Source organism: Paracidovorax wautersii, from assembly GCF_900113035.1.
Lineage (GTDB): Bacteria > Pseudomonadota > Gammaproteobacteria > Burkholderiales > Burkholderiaceae_C > Paracidovorax > Paracidovorax wautersii.
On the sequence record NZ_FONX01000008.1, the window covers coordinates 160662 to 176699 of the forward strand.

Consider the following 16038-nt stretch of genomic DNA (forward strand, 5'->3'; position numbering starts at 1 on the left):
GGAGCGCTCCCGAGGGGCGGCATCGCCCGGCCGCGCCCGTCAGGGCAGACCTGCGGCCCCGCCCGTGCCGGACAGCTGGGCGATGGCTGCCAGGTCCACGGGCGGCACCCCGGATGATTCGTCATCGCGGAACCGCGCCGCGATGGACACGATCGTGGATTCGATCGCGAGGAAGGCCTCCAGCACCTCGGGGTCGAACGCGGCGCCGCATTGCTCGCGGATCAGCTGCATGGCGTTCTCATGCGTGAAAGGCGGCTTGTAGCAGCGGCGGCTGATGAGCGCGTCGTACACGTCGGCCACGGCCATGATCCGCGCGGCGAGCGGAATGGCATCGCCGGCCAAGCCGCGGGGATAGCCGCCGCCGTCCCAGCGCTCGTGGTGGCTGCCGGCGATGTCCGCGGCGATGGTGAGGAAGTTCTCGCCATCGATGCGCTGGGCCGCGCTCAGCAGGATCTGCCGGCCGTAGTCGGCATGCCGCTTCATCTGCTCCATCTCATCCGGGGTGAGCCTGCCCGGCTTGAGCAGGATGTGGTCGGGCACGCCGACCTTGCCGATGTCGTGCAGGGGCGCCGACCGGAAGAGCAGCTCGATGTAGGCCCGCGTCAGGATCTGTGGATGGCGGCCCATGCCGCGCAGCTTCAGGGCGATCTCCCGCACGTAATGCTGGGTGCGCTTGATGTGCGCTCCGGTTTCGGGGTCGCGCGTCTCGGCCACCGAGGCCATGGACTCGATGGTGATTTCGCGGGCGTTGGCCAGCTGGCGCTGCCAGGTCAGGGCCCGCCACCGCTCGATGGCATGGCGCGCCGCGAAGCCGCCGGCCAGCAGCCCGGCGGCCACCAGCAGCGGCGCCGCCGCCGACACGAAGATGCCCGTGCGCAGGAAGAGCAGCAGGCTGGCGGCACAAGGCAGCAGGCCGGCCACTGCGCCGCCCAGCAGCAGCGCGATGCTGTTGCTCCAGACGAAGAGGCCGGCCAGGGCCGCCGCGACCACCAGGGCGGCAGCGGTCGCCGCCTGGGGCGCCCACGCCGGCTGGCGCACGAAGCCGTCGTGCAGCAGGTTCTCGGCCGTCGCCGCCTGGACGAGCAGGCCCGGCAACCGCGCGGCCGCGGCGGTGCGGTGGTAGTCGTTCAGTACGAGGGCCGAGCTGCCCAGGAAGACGACCCGGCCCGCGAAGTCGTCCGCGGAGAAGCGCCCGTTCAGGATGTCCACCGCGGACACGGACGGATAGGCCGCGGCACTGGGCGCCGTGCGCAGCAGGGCCTGCCCGCGGCGGTCCACCGGCACGGTGAGCGCCCCGGCCTTCAATTGCGGGCCATCCGGCGTCTGCTGGACCTGCACGCCCTGCACGCCGGTGGCCTGCATCACGGCGGCCAGCGCCAGGCTGGGATGCACGCGCCCCGCCTGCGCGATCAGCAGCGGCACGCGGCGCAGCACGCCATCGCCGTCCACGGAGTGGTTGACGAAGCCGCTGCGGCCCAGGCTGCCCTCGATGGCGGGGGTGTTGGACAGGACGCCGGTCGCCAGAGGCAGATCCAGCAGGCCGAACGAAGGCTCCGGCGGCAGCGCTCCGGGCAGGCTGCCGTCCGGCAGGGGTGCGGTGCGGCGGTCGAAGTACAGGTAGCTCGCGCCGACCGTCTGCGTCTCGGCGAGCACGCGGCCCAGGTAGCGGTCGTTGTCGTAGAGGCCGGAAGGGGCGCCCGAGATCTTCAGATCCACGCCGAAGTCGTGCCGGAAGCTCTCGCGCAGCGTGTTCAGGGAGCTGCGATCGGGCTCGGGGAAGAAGATGTCCAGCGCGATCGCGGCCGGCTGTGCACTGGCGATGCGCCGCAGCAGCGTGGCGATGCGATAGCGCGGCCAGGGCCATTGGCCTGCGGCAGCCAGGCTGGCCTCGTCGATATCGACCACGATCGTGCTGGGCGCCGGAGCCGGCGACGCCCCCACGCGCAGCCAGCTGTCGAGCAGCAGGTGGTCGGCCGGCGCGAACGCGGCCGGCCACAGCGCGAGCAGCGCCCCCACGGCCGCCGCCGCAGCCAGGCTGCCGCCGAAGAGCGCGAGCACCTGCCGGCGGCTGAACCGGTGATCGAACCGGAACCAGCGGGCCCAGCGGACCCAACGGGGCCGGGCCATCAGAACACCTGTATCTCGACACGGCGATTGCGCGGGTCGTTGGGGCCGATGCCGGGCCCGGTGAGCGGCTCGGTGCTGCCCAGGCCCCGGACCTCCACGTCACCCACCTCGGGATCGCCCTGGCGCACGAGCCGCTCGACGGTGTGCGCCCGCCGCAAGGAAAGCTGCTGGTTGAAATCCCCTTCGCCCTCGGCGCTGGTGTGGCCGAAGATGCCCATGACGGCCGGCCTGCGTTCGCGCACGGTGCGCAGCAGCTCGGGCAGCTGGGCCCAGGAGGCCGGCGTCAGCACCGTCTTGCCCTGCAGGAAATACAGGGTGAAGCTGCGCGGCGGCAGCGGCTGCGCGGCCAGCAGCGAGGCATAGCGGGCATCGACGGCCGCCTGGCCGAGCGCGAGGGCGGAGGGCGCCCCGGCGCTGCCGACGACAGACGCCCCGCTGAAACCTTCGGAGAGCGTCTGGCGCCCCTGGGCGGTGCCCAGCCACGCGCTGCCGACATGGCCGTCATCGTCCGGCAGCAGGATCAGCGTCGTGCCCGGCTGGGGCGGCGGCGGCGTGGCGCAGCCGCCGAGCAGCAGCCCCAGCACGCAGCAGAGCGCGGCGAGGCGCCGGCCTGGCCGGGAAAAAGCGGCGCCCAGGCCCATCAGTGCACTTCCAGGATCAGGCGGGTGCCCCGCACTCCGGCGACGGCGTTGGGCGTTTCCAGCTGGACCGACTGCGGCGCGAGCTTGCCGATCTTGCCGGAGGCATAGACCGCCTGGCCCTTGGACAGGTAGATGTCGAAGGCGCAGTCGCCGCACCCGTCGGCCTTCGGCGCGAACGCGTAGCGGCGCAGCTGCAGGTCCGAAGAGTGGCCGAGCGTGAGCCGCGTGCCGTCGCGGAACACCAGCGCGGCGGTGCCGTCGGCGCCCGTCTGCACGCGGTCGGTCGCGGCGAGCGTCTGGCCTTCCTTCAGCGCCTGGCTGACGCCTGCACGCCATAGCTGCACACTGCCGGACACCCGCTTGACCAGCGCGATGCCGTCGGGCGCGTCCGTGGCCTCATGCGCGCCGCCGGCCTGGGCGGCTGGCGGAAACACGCCGACGGCCAGCCAGCAGGCCAGGATGGCCAGAACCGAACGGCCGGCACGTCGAAGTGCAGGCGTGAGCAGCGGGGTCATATGGAACCAGTCCCTTGTGAGTCGTATGGGGGATGAACGGAAAAGGCCGACGAAGCGTGCACAGGCGGTCTGGCCTGCGCGCCGGACTTGACGACCCGCGCACTCATCTGTTACCAATACTAACAAATAACATCCTTTTGCGACAAGCCGATTTCAGACGTTTCCGAGAGGCGGACCGCCCGGGCGGCATCGCCCCCGGCCGAACCGGCAGCGGCCGGCTCTGCCGCCAGGATTGACTACCATCACACGATGACCCAAGACCTCTTCCGCCAGGACAGCCATCTCCGTGAATGCAGCGCCACCGTCACGGCCCACACGCCCGAGGGCGGGGTGGTGCTGGACCGCACCGTGTTCTACCCGCTGGGCGGAGGGCAGGCGGGCGACAGCGGCGTGCTGCTGCGCGCGGACGGCAGCGCCTGGGCCGTGGCCGACACCCGCAAGGGCAAGGACGCCGAGGGCCAGCCCACCGCCGACATCGTGCACCTGCCGGCCGACGCCGACGCGCCGCGGCCCGCCGTGGGCGAGATAGTCACCGCCCGGCTGGACTGGGAGCGGCGCCACCGGCTGATGCGCTTTCACACCACCACGCACCTGCTCTGCCACGTGGTGGCGCAGCCGGTCAACGGCTGCTCGATCACGCCGGACTCCGCGCGCCTGGACTTCCACATGGACGGCGCGCTCGACAAGGACGCGCTCACCGCCGCCATCGCCCGGCTGGTGGCCGAGGACCACCCCGTCACCATCGGCGCCATCAGCGATGCCGAACTGGACGCCAACCCCGCGCTGGTCAAGAGCATGAGCGTGCAGCCGCCGCGCGGCACCGGCACGGTGCGCACCGTGCGCGTGGGCGGCACGGGCGACAGCGACGGCGGCGGCGCGCAGATCGACCTGCAGCCCTGCGGCGGCACGCACGTGGCGCGCACCTCGGACATCGGCGCCGTGGTGGTCACCAAGATCGAGAAGAAGGGCGCCATGGCGCGCCGCGTGGTGCTGGGCTTCGCCTGACCGGGCGCAAGAGCCCCGGGAACCCCGCCGCCCGCCACCGATCCCACACAGCCACACCCCGCGCCATGTTGTCCATCCGCCCGCTGCAGCGCCTGCTGCCCACTCTCTTTTTCATAGCATTCAGCGCTCTATCCATCAGCGCTGATGCCCAATTGGCGCCCAGGCAGGGCGCGGCGGGCAGCATCGTCACCACGCCGCACGTGCAGGCCGAGCTGGTGGCCCAGGCGCCCGAGGGCGTGGGCCCGGGCAAGCCGCTCTGGCTGGGGCTGTCGATCACCCACCAGCCCGACTGGCACACCTACTGGAAGAACCCCGGCGATTCCGGCCTGCCCACGCAGTTCGAATGGCAGCTGCCGGCCGGCATCGACGCGGGCGAGATCGCCTGGCCCGTGCCGCGCAAGATCCCCATCGGCAACCTGGCCAACTACGGTTACGAAGGCACGGTGCTGCTGCCCGTGCCCATGACGGTCACCAGCGCCTACGCGCCCGGCCCGCTGGCGCGGGAGGCGACCTTCACGCTGCACGCCTCGTGGCTGGCCTGCCGCAAGGAATGCATTCCCGAAGAGGGCAGCTTCACGCTGACGGTGCCGCTGCAGGGCTCCACCGCGCTCAATTCCGCCGCCTTCGCGGCAGCCGCCAAGGCGCACCCCGTGCCGCTGGCGCCGGCCGCCGGCAACATGGCGCATGTGGAAGGCACGGCGGTGGCGCTGTCGGTGGCGGGCCTGCCCGCATCGCTGCAGGGCGAGACGCTGGACGTGTTCGCCGAAACGCCCGGCGTGGCAGAGACCGCCGCCCCCGTGGCCCAGCGCTGGCAGGGCCCGGTGTGGACGGCGCGCCTGCCGCTCTCGCCCCACCGCAGCGCGGGCCCCGAGCCCCTGCCCCTGGTGCTGGCCCATGCCGGCCAGGGCTGGCGGGTGGAGCTCTCCGTGCAGGACGGCTGGCCGCCGCTGCCGGGCCAGGCCGGCGTGTCGCCCGCCCTGCAGGCCGCGCTGCAGGCCAATGCCGACGCGGCAGCGGCCGCCGCCCCGCGCGCCGAGCCCACGCCCGCGCCGCTGGGCACCTTCGTGGTGGCGCTGTTCGGCGCGCTGCTGGGCGGGCTGATCCTGAACCTCATGCCCTGCGTGTTCCCGGTGCTGGCGATCAAGGTGGTGGGCTTCGCCCGCCACACGCAGAGCCTGCGCTCGCACCGCATCAGCGGGCTGGCCTACACGGCCGGCGTGGTGCTGTCGTTCGTGCTGCTAGGCGCGCTGATGCTCGGCCTGCGCGCTGCCGGCGAGGCCGTGGGCTGGGGCTTCCAGCTGCAGTCGCCCGCCGTGGTGGCGGCGCTGGCCGCGCTCTTCACCCTGCTGGGGCTGAACCTGGCGGGCGTCTTCGAGTTCGGCCGCATGCTGCCGGGCGGCATCGCCAGCCTGCAGGCGCGCCACCCGGTGGCCGACGCCTTCCTGACCGGCGTGCTGGCTGTGGCCGTGGCCTCGCCCTGCACCGCGCCCTTCATGGGCGCCTCGCTGGGCCTCACCGCCACGCTGCCGGGCGTGCAGGCGCTGGCCATCTTCGCGGCGCTGGGCCTGGGGCTGGCCCTGCCCTACCTGGCGGCCAGCTGGGTGCCGGCCGTGGCGCGCGCCCTGCCACGGCCCGGCCTGTGGATGGACACGCTGCGCCGCCTGATGGCCTTCCCGATGTTCGCCACCGTGGTCTGGCTGGTCTGGGTGCTGGGCCAGCAAAGCGGCATCAACGGCGCGGCGGCGCTGCTGGCGCTGCTGGTGGCCCTGTCCATGGCCGTGTGGTCGCTCACGCTGACCGGGCGCGCCCGGGCGGTGATCGCTCCGCTTTCCATAGCAATCTGCGCTTATCTGGCCTGGGCCTGGGGCCCGAAAGCCATCGAACCCGCACCCGCCGCCCTGGCCGCGGCAGGCGCGCCCGCAGGCTGGCAGCCCTGGCAGGCCGGCCTGCCCGAAAAGCTGGTTGCCGAGGGCAAGCCGGTGTTCGTGGACTTCACCGCCGCCTGGTGCGTGACCTGCCAGTACAACAAGCAGACCACCCTGTCGAACCCCGAGGTGCTGGGCGCGCTGGCCGCCAAGAAGGTCACGCTGCTGCGGGCGGACTGGACGCGGCGTGACGCGCAGATCACCGCCGCGCTGGCCAAGCTGGGGCGCAGCGGCGTGCCGGTCTATGTGCTGATGGCCCCGGGCAAGCCGCCGGTGGTGTTCAGCGAGGTGCTGGGCCGCAAGGAGCTGACGGACGCCGTCAACGCGATCTGAGATCGTGAACGCGCTCTGACGCCCGCCGGCCGCAGCGCCGGCCACTCTTTCTTCGCGATTCCTTTACTTTTCTTCGCACGGCAGCCTGGAAACCGCCAACGTGCGCCCCTACGATCGGCACCAGCGCCCGGCGCCGACGACAGGCCGCCCGGACGGTGCCACTCCGCCCAGACACAGGACCGCCATGAGCCCGCAAGACGCCCCCCACCCCGCGCCCGCCCAGCCGCCCGCCTCCGGCCCCGCCACCGATGCCGCCACCCCGCCCCGCCGCCGCAGCCGCTGGCTGGGCACGGTCGTGGCCGTCGGCACCGTGGCCCTGATCGCCGGGGCTGCCTGGTATCTGGTGCAGCGCTCGCAAGCGCCCGGGAGCGGCGGCTTTCCCGGCGGGCGGCTGATGGTGACGGTGGGCGAGGCCGCGGCCCGCCAGTCCGAACTGCCGGTGACGATCGAGGCGCTGGGCACGGTCACGCCGCTGGCCACCGTCACGCTGCGCCCGCAGGTCTCGGGCGTTATGACCGAGGTGCTGTTCACCGAAGGCCAGCGCGTGAAGAAGGGCCAGGTGCTGGCCCGCATCGACCCGCGTCCCTTCGAGCAGGCGCTGCTGCAGGCCCAGGGCACGCGCCAGCGCGACCAGGCGCAGCTGGACAACGCCCGCATCGTGCTCGAACGCTACCGCACCCTGCTCGGGCAGGACTCCATCGCCCGCCAGGACGTGGACACCCAGGCCGCGCTGGTGCGCCAGCTGCAGGGCACCGTGACCACCGACCTGGCGCAGGAGCAGGCCGCCCGGCTGAACCTGGACTACACGCGCATCACCGCGCCGGCCAGTGGCCGCATCGGCCTGCGCGCGGTGGATGCGGGCAACTACGTGAGCGCGGGCGAGGCCAACGGCATCGCCACGCTGACGCAGGAAGACCCCATCGACGTGGAATTCGCCATTCCGCAGGACCGGCTGGGCGACGTGCAGGCCGCGCAGCGCGGCGGCGCGCCGCTGGCGGTGACGGCCTTCGACCGCACCCGCACGCGGGCGCTGGCCGAGGGAAACTTCCTCACGCTGGACAACCTGGTGGACACGACCACCGGCACCGTCAAGGCCAAGGCCCGCTTCGGCAATGCCGATGGCACGCTGTTTCCCAACCAGTTCGTCAACGTGCGGCTGCTGCTGCGCGAGGTGCCGGCCGTGGTGGTGCCGGTGACGGCCGTGCGCACCGGCGCCAACGGCGACTTCGTCTATGTCATCAACGAAGACCGCACCGTGTCGCTGCGCAAGATCAAGCGCGGCCAGGCGACGGTGAGCCTGGTCGCCATCACCGAAGGCCTGAAGCCCGGCGAGCGCGTGGTGACCGAAGGCGGCGACCGCCTCAAGGACGGCGCGAAGGTGCAGCTGCAAGGCCAGGGCCCGCGCCCGGGCAGCGCCGATGGCGCCCCGGGCCGGCGCGCGCGCGGCTCCGAGCCGCAGGGCGAAGGCCGCCGCCACCGCCCGCCGCAGGACGGCGGCGCAGCGCAGGCGCCGGCCGCGCCGGCTTCTGCAGAGCCGGCCCCCACCGCGCCCGCACCCGCCGCCGCGCCCGCTGCCTCGCAGCCCGCGGCCCGATGACGCCTCACGCACGGCCCCGCCCATGAGTGCCCTGAGTCCGTCGCGCCCGTTCATCGAGCGCCCCGTCGCCACCGCGCTGCTGATGCTGGCCATCGTGCTGGCAGGGCTGCTGGGGTTCCGGCTGCTGCCGCTGTCGGCCCTGCCCGAGGTGGACTACCCCACCATCCAGGTGCAGACCCTCTACCCCGGCGCCAGCCCCGAGGTGATGAGCCGCACCGTGAGCGCGCCGCTGGAGCGCCAGTTCGGCCAGATGCCGGGGCTGGACCGCATGTCGTCCACCAGCGCGGCGGGCGTGTCCATCGTCACGCTGCAGTTCGGCCTGGGCCTGGCGCTGGACGTGGCCGAGCAGGAGGTGCAGGCCGCCATCAACGCCGGCGCCTCGCTGCTGCCGGCCGACCTGCCCGCGCCGCCCATCTACGCCAAGGTGAACCCGGCCGACGCGCCGGTGCTGACGCTGGCCATCAGCTCCGACACCCTGCCGCTCACCGAGGTGCAGAACCTGGTCAACACCCGGCTGGCGCAGAAGATCAGCCAGGTGCCGGGCGTGGGCCTGGTCACCCTCGCGGGCGGCCAGCGCCCGGCCGTGCGCATCCAGGCCGACACCAAGGCGCTGGCCTCGTACGGCCTGGGCCTCGACACGCTGCGCACCGCCATCTCGGCGGCCAACGCCAACAGCGCCAAGGGCAGCTTCGACGGGCCGCAGCGCGCCTACAACATCAACGCCAACGACCAGCTGGTCACGGTGGACGACTACAAGCGCCTCATCCTCACCTGGAAGAACGGCGCGCCGGTGCGCCTCTCGGACGTGGCCCGCGTGGTGGATGCGGCCGAGAACGACCGCCTCGGCGCCTGGGCCAACGAGACGCCGGCCGTCATATTGAACGTGCAGCGCCAGCCCGGCGCCAACGTGATCGCCACGGTGGACGGCATCAAGCGCCAGCTGCCCGAGCTGGAATCGCAGCTGCCCTCCTCCATCAAGGTGCAGGTGCTGTCCGACCGCACCACCGGCATCCGCGCCTCGGTCGAGCACGTGCAGATGGAGCTGGTGCTGGCCGTGCTGATGGTGGTGCTGGTGATCTTCTTCTTCCTGCACAGCCTGCGCGCCACCGTCATCGCCAGCCTGGCCGTGCCCATCTCGCTGATCGGCACCTGCGGCGTGATGTACCTGCTGGGCTACAGCCTCAACAACCTCAGCCTGATGGCGCTGACCATCGCCACCGGCTTCGTGGTCGATGACGCGATCGTGATGATCGAGAACATCGCCCGCTACATCGAAGAGGGCGAGCCGCCCTTCCAGGCCGCGCTCAAGGGCGCCACGCAGATCGGCTTCACCATCATCTCGCTCACCGTGTCGCTGATCGCGGTGCTGATCCCGCTGCTCTTCATGAGCGACGTGGTGGGGCGCCTGTTCCGCGAATTCGCGGTGACGCTGGCCATCACCATCCTGATCTCGGCCGTGGTGTCGCTCACGCTGGTGCCGATGATGTCGGCGCGATGGCTGAAAGCCGAACCCGCCCACGGCAGCCAGCGCGGCTGGACGGGCGCGGTGCAGCGCGGCTTCGACCGCGTGATCGCGCGCTACGACGTGTGGCTGCAGTGGGTGCTGCGCCACCAGCGCGCCACGCTGGTGGTGGCGCTCTTGACCATGGCGCTCACCGCCCTGCTCTACGTGGTGATCCCCAAGGGGCTCTTTCCCACGCAGGACACGGGCCAGCTGCAGGCGCGGGTGCAGGCCTCGCAGGACGTCTCGTACGCCCGCATGAGCGAGCTGCAGCAGGCCGCCGCGCGCGCCATCCTGCAGGACCCGGACGTGCAGTCGCTCAGCTCCTTCGTCGGGGTGGACGCGGCCAACAACACCATGCTCAACGCCGGGCGGATGCTGATCAACCTCAAGCCCAGCCACGACGCGCAGGCCACCGTCATGCAGCGCCTGCGCGAGCGGGTCGCCGCCGTGCCGGGCGTGACGCTCTTCCTGCAGCCCACGCAGGACCTGACCATCGACGCCGAGACCGGCCCCACCGAATACCGCGCCTCCATCGGCGGCGTGGATTCGGCCCAGGTCAACGGCTGGACGCAGAAGCTGGTCGAACGCCTGAAGACCGTGCCCGAGGTGCGCAACGCCACCACCGACGCGGGCGCGCAGGGCCTGTCGGCCTATGTGGACATCGACCGCAACACCGCCTCGCGCGTGGGCGTCACGGCCAGCTCGGTCGATGACACGCTCTACAGCGCCTTCGGCCAGCGCATCGTCTCCACCATCTTCACCGAGACCAACCAGTACCGCGTGATCCTGGAGGCGCAGCAGGAGCACCTGAACAGCCCCGAGGGCCTGGGCACGCTGCCGCTGCGCACCAGCAGCAACGCGCCCACGCCGCTCTCGGCGGTGGCCACCATCCGCGAGCAGTTCGCGCCGCTGCAGGTCACGCGCGTGGCGCAGTACCCGGCGGCCACGCTGGGCTTCGACACGGCGCCGGGCGTGTCGCTGGGCCGCGCGGTGGATGCCATCCGCGCCGCGGCGCAGGAGATCGGCATGCCCGCCGGCCTGACCATGGAATTCCTCGGCGCGGCGAGCGCCTACGAGAAGTCGCTCACCAGCCAGCTCTGGCTGATCCTGGCGGCCATGGTCTGCGTCTATATCGTGCTGGGCGTGCTCTACGAGAGCTACGTGCACCCGCTCACCATCCTCTCCACCCTGCCCTCGGCCGGCGTGGGCGCGCTGCTGGCGCTGATGGTGACGGGCAACGACCTGGGGGTGATCGGCATCATCGGCATCATCCTGCTCATCGGCATCGTGAAGAAGAACGCGATCATGATGATCGACTTCGCCATCGACGCCGAGCGCAACCAGGGCATGGGTCCGCAGCAGGCCATCCACCAGGCCGCGCTGCTGCGCTTCCGCCCGATCCTGATGACCACGCTGGCCGCACTCTTCGCCGCGCTGCCGCTGATGCTGGGCTGGGGTGACGGCGCCGAGCTGCGCCGGCCGCTGGGCCTGGCCATCTTCGGCGGGCTGGTGCTGAGCCAGCTGCTCACGCTGTTCACCACGCCGGTGATCTACCTGGCCTTCGACCGCCTGGGCCGCCGCTGGACGGGCCGGGGCACGGCCGCAACGCCCACCGCATCCGGCGCCCTCGCCACCACGGCAACGGCCGCGCCGGGCGACGCCGCGCCATGAACCTCTCGCGCCCCTTCATCGAGCGGCCGGTAGCCACCGTGCTGCTGACCATCGGCCTGGCGCTGGCGGGCATCGCCGCCTTCTTCGTGCTGCCGGTGGCGCCGCTGCCGCAGGTGGACTATCCGGCCATCTCGGTCACGGCGAGCCTCGCGGGCGCCAGCCCCGAGACCATGGCCAGCAGCGTGGCCACGCCGCTGGAGCGGCGCCTGGGCGTGATCGCGGGGGTCAACGAGATGACCTCCAGCAGCTCGCAGGGCTCGGCGCGCATCAGCCTGCAGTTCGACCTGAGCCGCAACATCGACAGCGCCGCGCGCGAGGTGCAGGCCGCCATCAACGCATCGCGCGTCGATCTGCCCGCCACGCTGCGCAGCAACCCCACCTACCGCAAGCGCAACTCGGCCGACTCGCCGGCCGTCATCCTGGCGCTCACCTCCAAGACGCGCACGCCCGGCGAGATCTACGACGAGGTCTCCAACGTGGTCAGCCAGCGCCTGTCGCAGGTGGACGGCGTGGGCGAGGTCGAGATCGGCGGCGGCTCGCTGCCCGCCGTGCGCGTGGAGCTCTTGCCCTTCGCGCTCAACCAGTACGGCATCAGCACCGAAGACGTGCGCGCCGCCATCCAGGCGGCCAACGCCAACCGGCCCAAAGGCGCCGTCGAGGGCGACGGCCGGCGCCTGCAGATCTACACGCCTTCGCCCTCGCGCAAGGCGTCCGACTACGCATCGCTCGTGATCGCCTGGCGCAATGGCGCCGCCGTGCGCCTGGGCGACGTGGCGCGGGTGGTGGACGGCGTGGAGAACACGCGCACGCTGGGCCTCTTCAACGGCCAGCCGGCCATCATCGTGCTCATCACGCGCCAGCCGGGCGCCAACATCATCGAGACGGTGGACAGCGTGCGCGCCCTGCTGCCCGAGCTGCAGGCGCAGCTGCCGCAGGACATCCGCATCTCCGTCGCATCGGACAGCACCAACTCCATCCGCGCCTCGCTGCACGAGATCGAATTCACGCTGATGCTCTCCATCGCCCTGGTGGTGCTGGTGGTCGGGCTCTTTCTGCGCAAGGCGCGCGCCACGGTCATTCCGGCCGTGGCCACGGTGGTGTCGCTGCTGGGCACCTTCGGCGTCATGTACCTGCTGGGCTTCAGCCTCAACAACCTGAGCCTGATGGCGCTCACGGTGGCCACCGGCTTCGTGGTCGATGACGCCATCGTGGTGCTGGAGAACACCAGCCGCCACATCGAGGCCGGCATGGACCGCCTGCAGGCCGCGCTGCTGGGCGCGCGCGAGGTGGGCTTCACCGTGCTCTCGATCAGCCTGTCGCTGGTGGCGGTGTTCATTCCGCTGCTGTTCATGGAGGGCCAGGTCGGGCGCCTGTTCCGCGAATTCGCCATCACGCTCTCGGCGTCGGTGGCGATCTCGCTGGTCATCTCGCTCACCGCCACGCCCATGATGTGCGCATGGCTGCTGCGCTCGCACGAGGGCGGCAACGGTGGCGGGGAGGACGCCCCTCCGAAGCCGCCCGGCCGGCTGGCGCGCGGGGCCGAGCGCGCCTACCAGGCCCTGCTGCGCGGCTACGGCCATGCGCTGGACTGGGCCCTGGCCAGCCAATGGCTGGTCATGGCGCTGCTGCTGGTGGTGGTGGGCCTCAACGTCTATCTCTTCCGCCACATCCCCAAGGGCTACTTCCCGCAGCAGGACAACGGCCAGATCAACGCCGGCCTGCGCGCCGACCAGAGCATCTCGTCGGACGCGCTGGCGCGCAAGCTGCGCCAGGCCGTGGACATCATCCACCGCGACCCGGCGGTGGACACGGTGGTGGGCTTCTCGGGCGGCGGGCGCGCGGGCGGCGGCTTCATGTTCGTCAACTTGAAGCCCGTGGACCAGCGTGCCGACAGCAGCGCCACCGTCATCAACCGCCTGCGCCCGCAGCTGGCCCAGCTCACCGGGCTGCGCGTGTTCCTGAGCCCGGTGCAGGAGCTGCGCATGGGCGGGCGCTCCAGCAACTCCACCTACCAGTACACGCTGCAGAGCGACAACCTGGCCGACATGCGCCTCTGGGCCACGCGGCTGACCGAACGCCTGAAGCAGGAAGAACGGCTGGTCGATGTGGACACCGACCAGGCCGACAACGGCGTGGAGACCTTCGTGGACGTGGACAAGGCCACCGCATCGCGCCTGGGCGTGAGCGCCGCCGCCATCGACAGCGCGCTCTACAACGCCTTCGGCCAGCGCTCGGTCGCCACCATCTACGGCGAGCTGAACCAGTATTCGGTGATCATGGAATGGGCGCCCGAATACACGCGCGGCCCGCCCGCGCTGGCCGACATCTTCGTGCCGGCCAACCCCACGGGCACGGTGGGCACGGCCGCCAACCCGGGCCAGCGCGGCGCCTCCACCGGGCAGGTGCTGAGCAACACGCCCTCCACCATGGTGCCGCTCAGCGCCTTCGCGCATGTGGTGGAGCGGGCCTCGCCCACCTCCATCAACCACCAGGACGGCGAGCTGGCCACCACCATCTCGTTCGATCTGGCCGACGGCACCACGCTCGACGATGCGCGCCAGATCATCGCGCAGGCCGAGGCCGACATCGCCATGCCCACCAACGTGCGCGGCAGCTTCCAGGGCACGGCCCTGGGCGCGCAGCAGTCGCAGTCGCAGCAGCTCTTTCTCATCCTGGCGGCGCTGGTGGTCATCTACATCGTGCTGGGCGTGCTCTACGAAAGCCTGATCCATCCCATCACCGTGCTCACCACCCTGCCCTCGGCCGGCGTGGGCGCGGTGCTGGCGCTCTTGCTCTTCCACATGCAGTTCACGGTGATCGCGCTGATCGGCGTGTTCCTGCTGATCGGCATCGTGAAGAAGAACGCCATCCTCATCATCGACTTCGCGCTGGAGGCCGAGCGCGCCCGGGGCCTGCCGGCCACCGAGGCGGTGCGCGAGGCCTGCATGCTGCGCTTCCGCCCCATCCTGATGACCACGCTGGCCGCCGCCCTGGGCGCGCTGCCGCTGGCCATCGGCTTCGGCCAGGGCTCGGAGCTGCGCCAGCCGCTGGGCGTGGCCATCATCGGCGGCCTCATCGCCAGCCAGGTGCTGACCCTGCTGACCACCCCCGTGGTCTATGTGCTGCTGGACCGGCTGCGCCGCCCCGCCGCCAACGACCGCCAACTGAGCCGCCTCGCGGAGCCCCCCGCGGCCGCACAACAGCCCCCACTGCAACAACCATGACCACCGGCCGCCGCCCCCCCTTCGCCTTCCGCGCACCCCGCGCCCTGCGCGCCGCCTGCCTGGGCGCCCTGCTGCCGCTGGCCGCCTGCTCGGTCGCGCCGGTCTATGAACGCCCCGCGCTGCCCGCCATGCCCGCCGCCTTCAAGGAAGCCGGCGCGCTCTGGCAGCCCGCGCAACCGGCCGACGCCATCGACCGCGGCGACTGGTGGACGCTGTTCCAGGACGACGAGCTGAACCGCCTGGCCGCGCAGGTGCAGCTGTCCAACCAGAACATCGCCGCCGCCGTGGCCGCCTACGACCAGGCCCAGGCGCTGGTGCGCGAGCAGGGCGCGGCCCTGCTGCCCTCGGTGAACCTCACGGGCAGCGAGACGCGATCGGGCGGCGAAGGCTCGGCCCGGCGCGGCACCACGGCCCAGGCCGCGCTGGGCGCGAGCTGGGCGCCCGACCTCTGGGGCCGCCTGGGCAGCACGGTGAGCGGCGCCCGCGCCAGCGCCCAGGCCAGCCAGGCGGACCTGGCCTCGGCGCGCCTGTCGGCCGTGGGCTCGCTGGTCGCGGCCTATTTCCAGCTGCGCGAGGCCGACGCCGAGATCGCGCTGCTGCAGGAGATCGACCAGGCCTACCAGCGCAGCCTGCAGATCACCCGCAACCGCTACGAGGCCGGCGTGGCGCCCGCCTCCGACGTGCAGCAGGCCCGCACCCAGCTCGCCAACGCCCAGGCCGACCTCGCCACCGTGCGGCAGAACCGCGCGCGCTACGAGCACGCCATCGCCGTGCTGACGGGCGTGCCGCCGGGCAGCTTCAGCCTGCCGCCCGCCACCTGGGTGGCCCGCGTGCCGCAGGTGCCGGCGGCCGTGCCGTCGGAGCTGCTGCAGCGCCGGCCCGACATCGCCTCGGCCGAGCGCGCCGTGGCCGCCGCCAATGCGCAGATCGGCGTGCAGCGCGCGGCCTACTACCCCAGCTTGAGCCTCAGCGCGTCGCTGGGGCGCAGTGGCTCCAGCGTGGCGGACCTGTTCAGCGCCTCGGGCGCGCTGTGGTCGCTGGGCCTGTCGGCGGCGCAGACGGTGTTCGACGGGGGCGCCATCGCGGCGCGGGTCGATGAAGCCCGGGCGGCGCGCGACGCCCGCGCCGCCGGCTACCGCCAGACGGTGCTGACCGCCTTCCAGGGCGTGGAAGACCAGCTCACCACCATCCGCGCCCTGCAGACGCAGGAGCCGCTGCGCCAGGAGGCCGTCACCGCCGCCCGCCTGACCGAAACCCAGCTGCAGAACCGCTACCGCGCCGGCCAGGCCAGCTACACCGACGTGGTCACCGCGCAGATCGCCGCGCTCACGGCCCGGCGCACGCTGCTGCAGCTGCAGGTCAGCCGCCAGCTGGCCGCCGCGGCGCTGGTGCAGGCGCTGGGCGGGGGCTGGCAGGCGCCCTGGGAACAGCAGCGCGCGACTTGATGCGGCAAGGGGCCGGGCGGGCCCGGCTCGCGGCATACTCCCGGACCCGGG

Annotated in this window: 9 protein-coding genes; 6 read left to right on the top strand and 3 right to left on the bottom strand. The window is 72.3% G+C overall.

Annotated elements, in window-relative coordinates:
- Positions 1-39 precede the first annotated feature (39 nt).
- The 3 genes from BM070_RS13690 to BM070_RS13700 are packed head-to-tail and all read right to left on the bottom strand — an operon-like array spanning position 40 to position 3283.
- Positions 40-2127 carry a CHASE2 domain-containing protein gene (locus BM070_RS13690; RefSeq protein WP_092939959.1) on the bottom strand — a complete coding sequence of 696 codons (2088 nt, stop codon included), beginning with the start codon at positions 2125-2127 and terminating at the stop codon, positions 40-42.
- Positions 2127-2768 carry an OmpA family protein gene (locus BM070_RS13695; RefSeq protein ID WP_092939960.1) on the bottom strand — a complete coding sequence of 214 codons (642 nt, stop codon included), beginning with the start codon at positions 2766-2768 and terminating at the stop codon, positions 2127-2129. The genes BM070_RS13690 and BM070_RS13695 overlap by 1 nt, the downstream gene beginning before the upstream one ends.
- Positions 2768-3283 (bottom strand): FecR family protein, encoded by a 516-nt coding sequence (locus BM070_RS13700; RefSeq protein WP_092939961.1) that lies wholly within the window; start codon positions 3281-3283, stop codon positions 2768-2770. Before BM070_RS13700 ends, BM070_RS13695 begins: the two co-directional genes overlap by 1 nt.
- Before the next feature lie 249 nt (positions 3284-3532).
- On the opposite strand from BM070_RS13700, the gene BM070_RS13705 reads away from it, so the two are divergent.
- The 6 genes from BM070_RS13705 (at position 3533) to BM070_RS13730 (ending at position 15987) form a co-directional block, all read left to right on the top strand.
- Positions 3533-4288 carry an alanyl-tRNA editing protein gene (locus BM070_RS13705; protein ID WP_092939962.1) on the top strand — a complete coding sequence of 252 codons (756 nt, stop codon included), beginning with the start codon at positions 3533-3535 and terminating at the stop codon, positions 4286-4288.
- Positions 4289-4353: 65 nt separating this feature from the next.
- Positions 4354-6546 carry a protein-disulfide reductase DsbD family protein gene (locus BM070_RS13710; protein ID WP_092939963.1) on the top strand — a complete coding sequence of 731 codons (2193 nt, stop codon included), beginning with the start codon at positions 4354-4356 and terminating at the stop codon, positions 6544-6546.
- Positions 6547-6730: 184 nt separating this feature from the next.
- On the top strand, positions 6731-8143 hold the full coding sequence (locus BM070_RS13715; RefSeq protein ID WP_092939964.1) for an efflux RND transporter periplasmic adaptor subunit: 1413 nt from the start codon (positions 6731-6733) through the stop codon (positions 8141-8143).
- Between the two features lie 31 nt (positions 8144-8174).
- A complete protein-coding gene (locus tag BM070_RS13720; RefSeq protein WP_092940014.1) occupies positions 8175-11318 on the top strand; it encodes an efflux RND transporter permease subunit in 3144 nt (1047 codons plus the stop codon).
- The gene (locus BM070_RS13725; protein ID WP_092939965.1) at positions 11315-14542 is read left to right on the top strand and encodes an efflux RND transporter permease subunit; all 3228 of its coding nucleotides are present in this window, start codon (positions 11315-11317) and stop codon (positions 14540-14542) included. The genes BM070_RS13720 and BM070_RS13725 overlap by 4 nt, the downstream gene beginning before the upstream one ends.
- The gene (locus tag BM070_RS13730; RefSeq protein WP_092939966.1) at positions 14539-15987 is read left to right on the top strand and encodes an efflux transporter outer membrane subunit; all 1449 of its coding nucleotides are present in this window, start codon (positions 14539-14541) and stop codon (positions 15985-15987) included. Before BM070_RS13725 ends, BM070_RS13730 begins: the two co-directional genes overlap by 4 nt.
- Positions 15988-16038: the final 51 nt, after the last annotated feature.

Excerpts from the sequence above, each read along its gene's own strand:
- BM070_RS13690 (WP_092939959.1), bottom strand. The coding sequence starts at position 2,127 with ATGGCCCGGCCCCGTTGGGTCCGCTGGGCCCGCTGGTTCCGGTTCGAT.
- BM070_RS13695 (WP_092939960.1), bottom strand. The coding sequence starts at position 2,768 with ATGGGCCTGGGCGCCGCTTTTTCCCGGCCAGGCCGGCGCCTCGCCGCG.
- BM070_RS13700 (WP_092939961.1), bottom strand. The coding sequence starts at position 3,283 with ATGACCCCGCTGCTCACGCCTGCACTTCGACGTGCCGGCCGTTCGGTT.
- BM070_RS13705 (WP_092939962.1), top strand. The coding sequence starts at position 3,533 with ATGACCCAAGACCTCTTCCGCCAGGACAGCCATCTCCGTGAATGCAGC.
- BM070_RS13710 (WP_092939963.1), top strand. The coding sequence starts at position 4,354 with ATGTTGTCCATCCGCCCGCTGCAGCGCCTGCTGCCCACTCTCTTTTTC.
- BM070_RS13715 (WP_092939964.1), top strand. The coding sequence starts at position 6,731 with ATGAGCCCGCAAGACGCCCCCCACCCCGCGCCCGCCCAGCCGCCCGCC.
- BM070_RS13725 (WP_092939965.1), top strand. The coding sequence starts at position 11,315 with ATGAACCTCTCGCGCCCCTTCATCGAGCGGCCGGTAGCCACCGTGCTG.
- BM070_RS13730 (WP_092939966.1), top strand. The coding sequence starts at position 14,539 with ATGACCACCGGCCGCCGCCCCCCCTTCGCCTTCCGCGCACCCCGCGCC.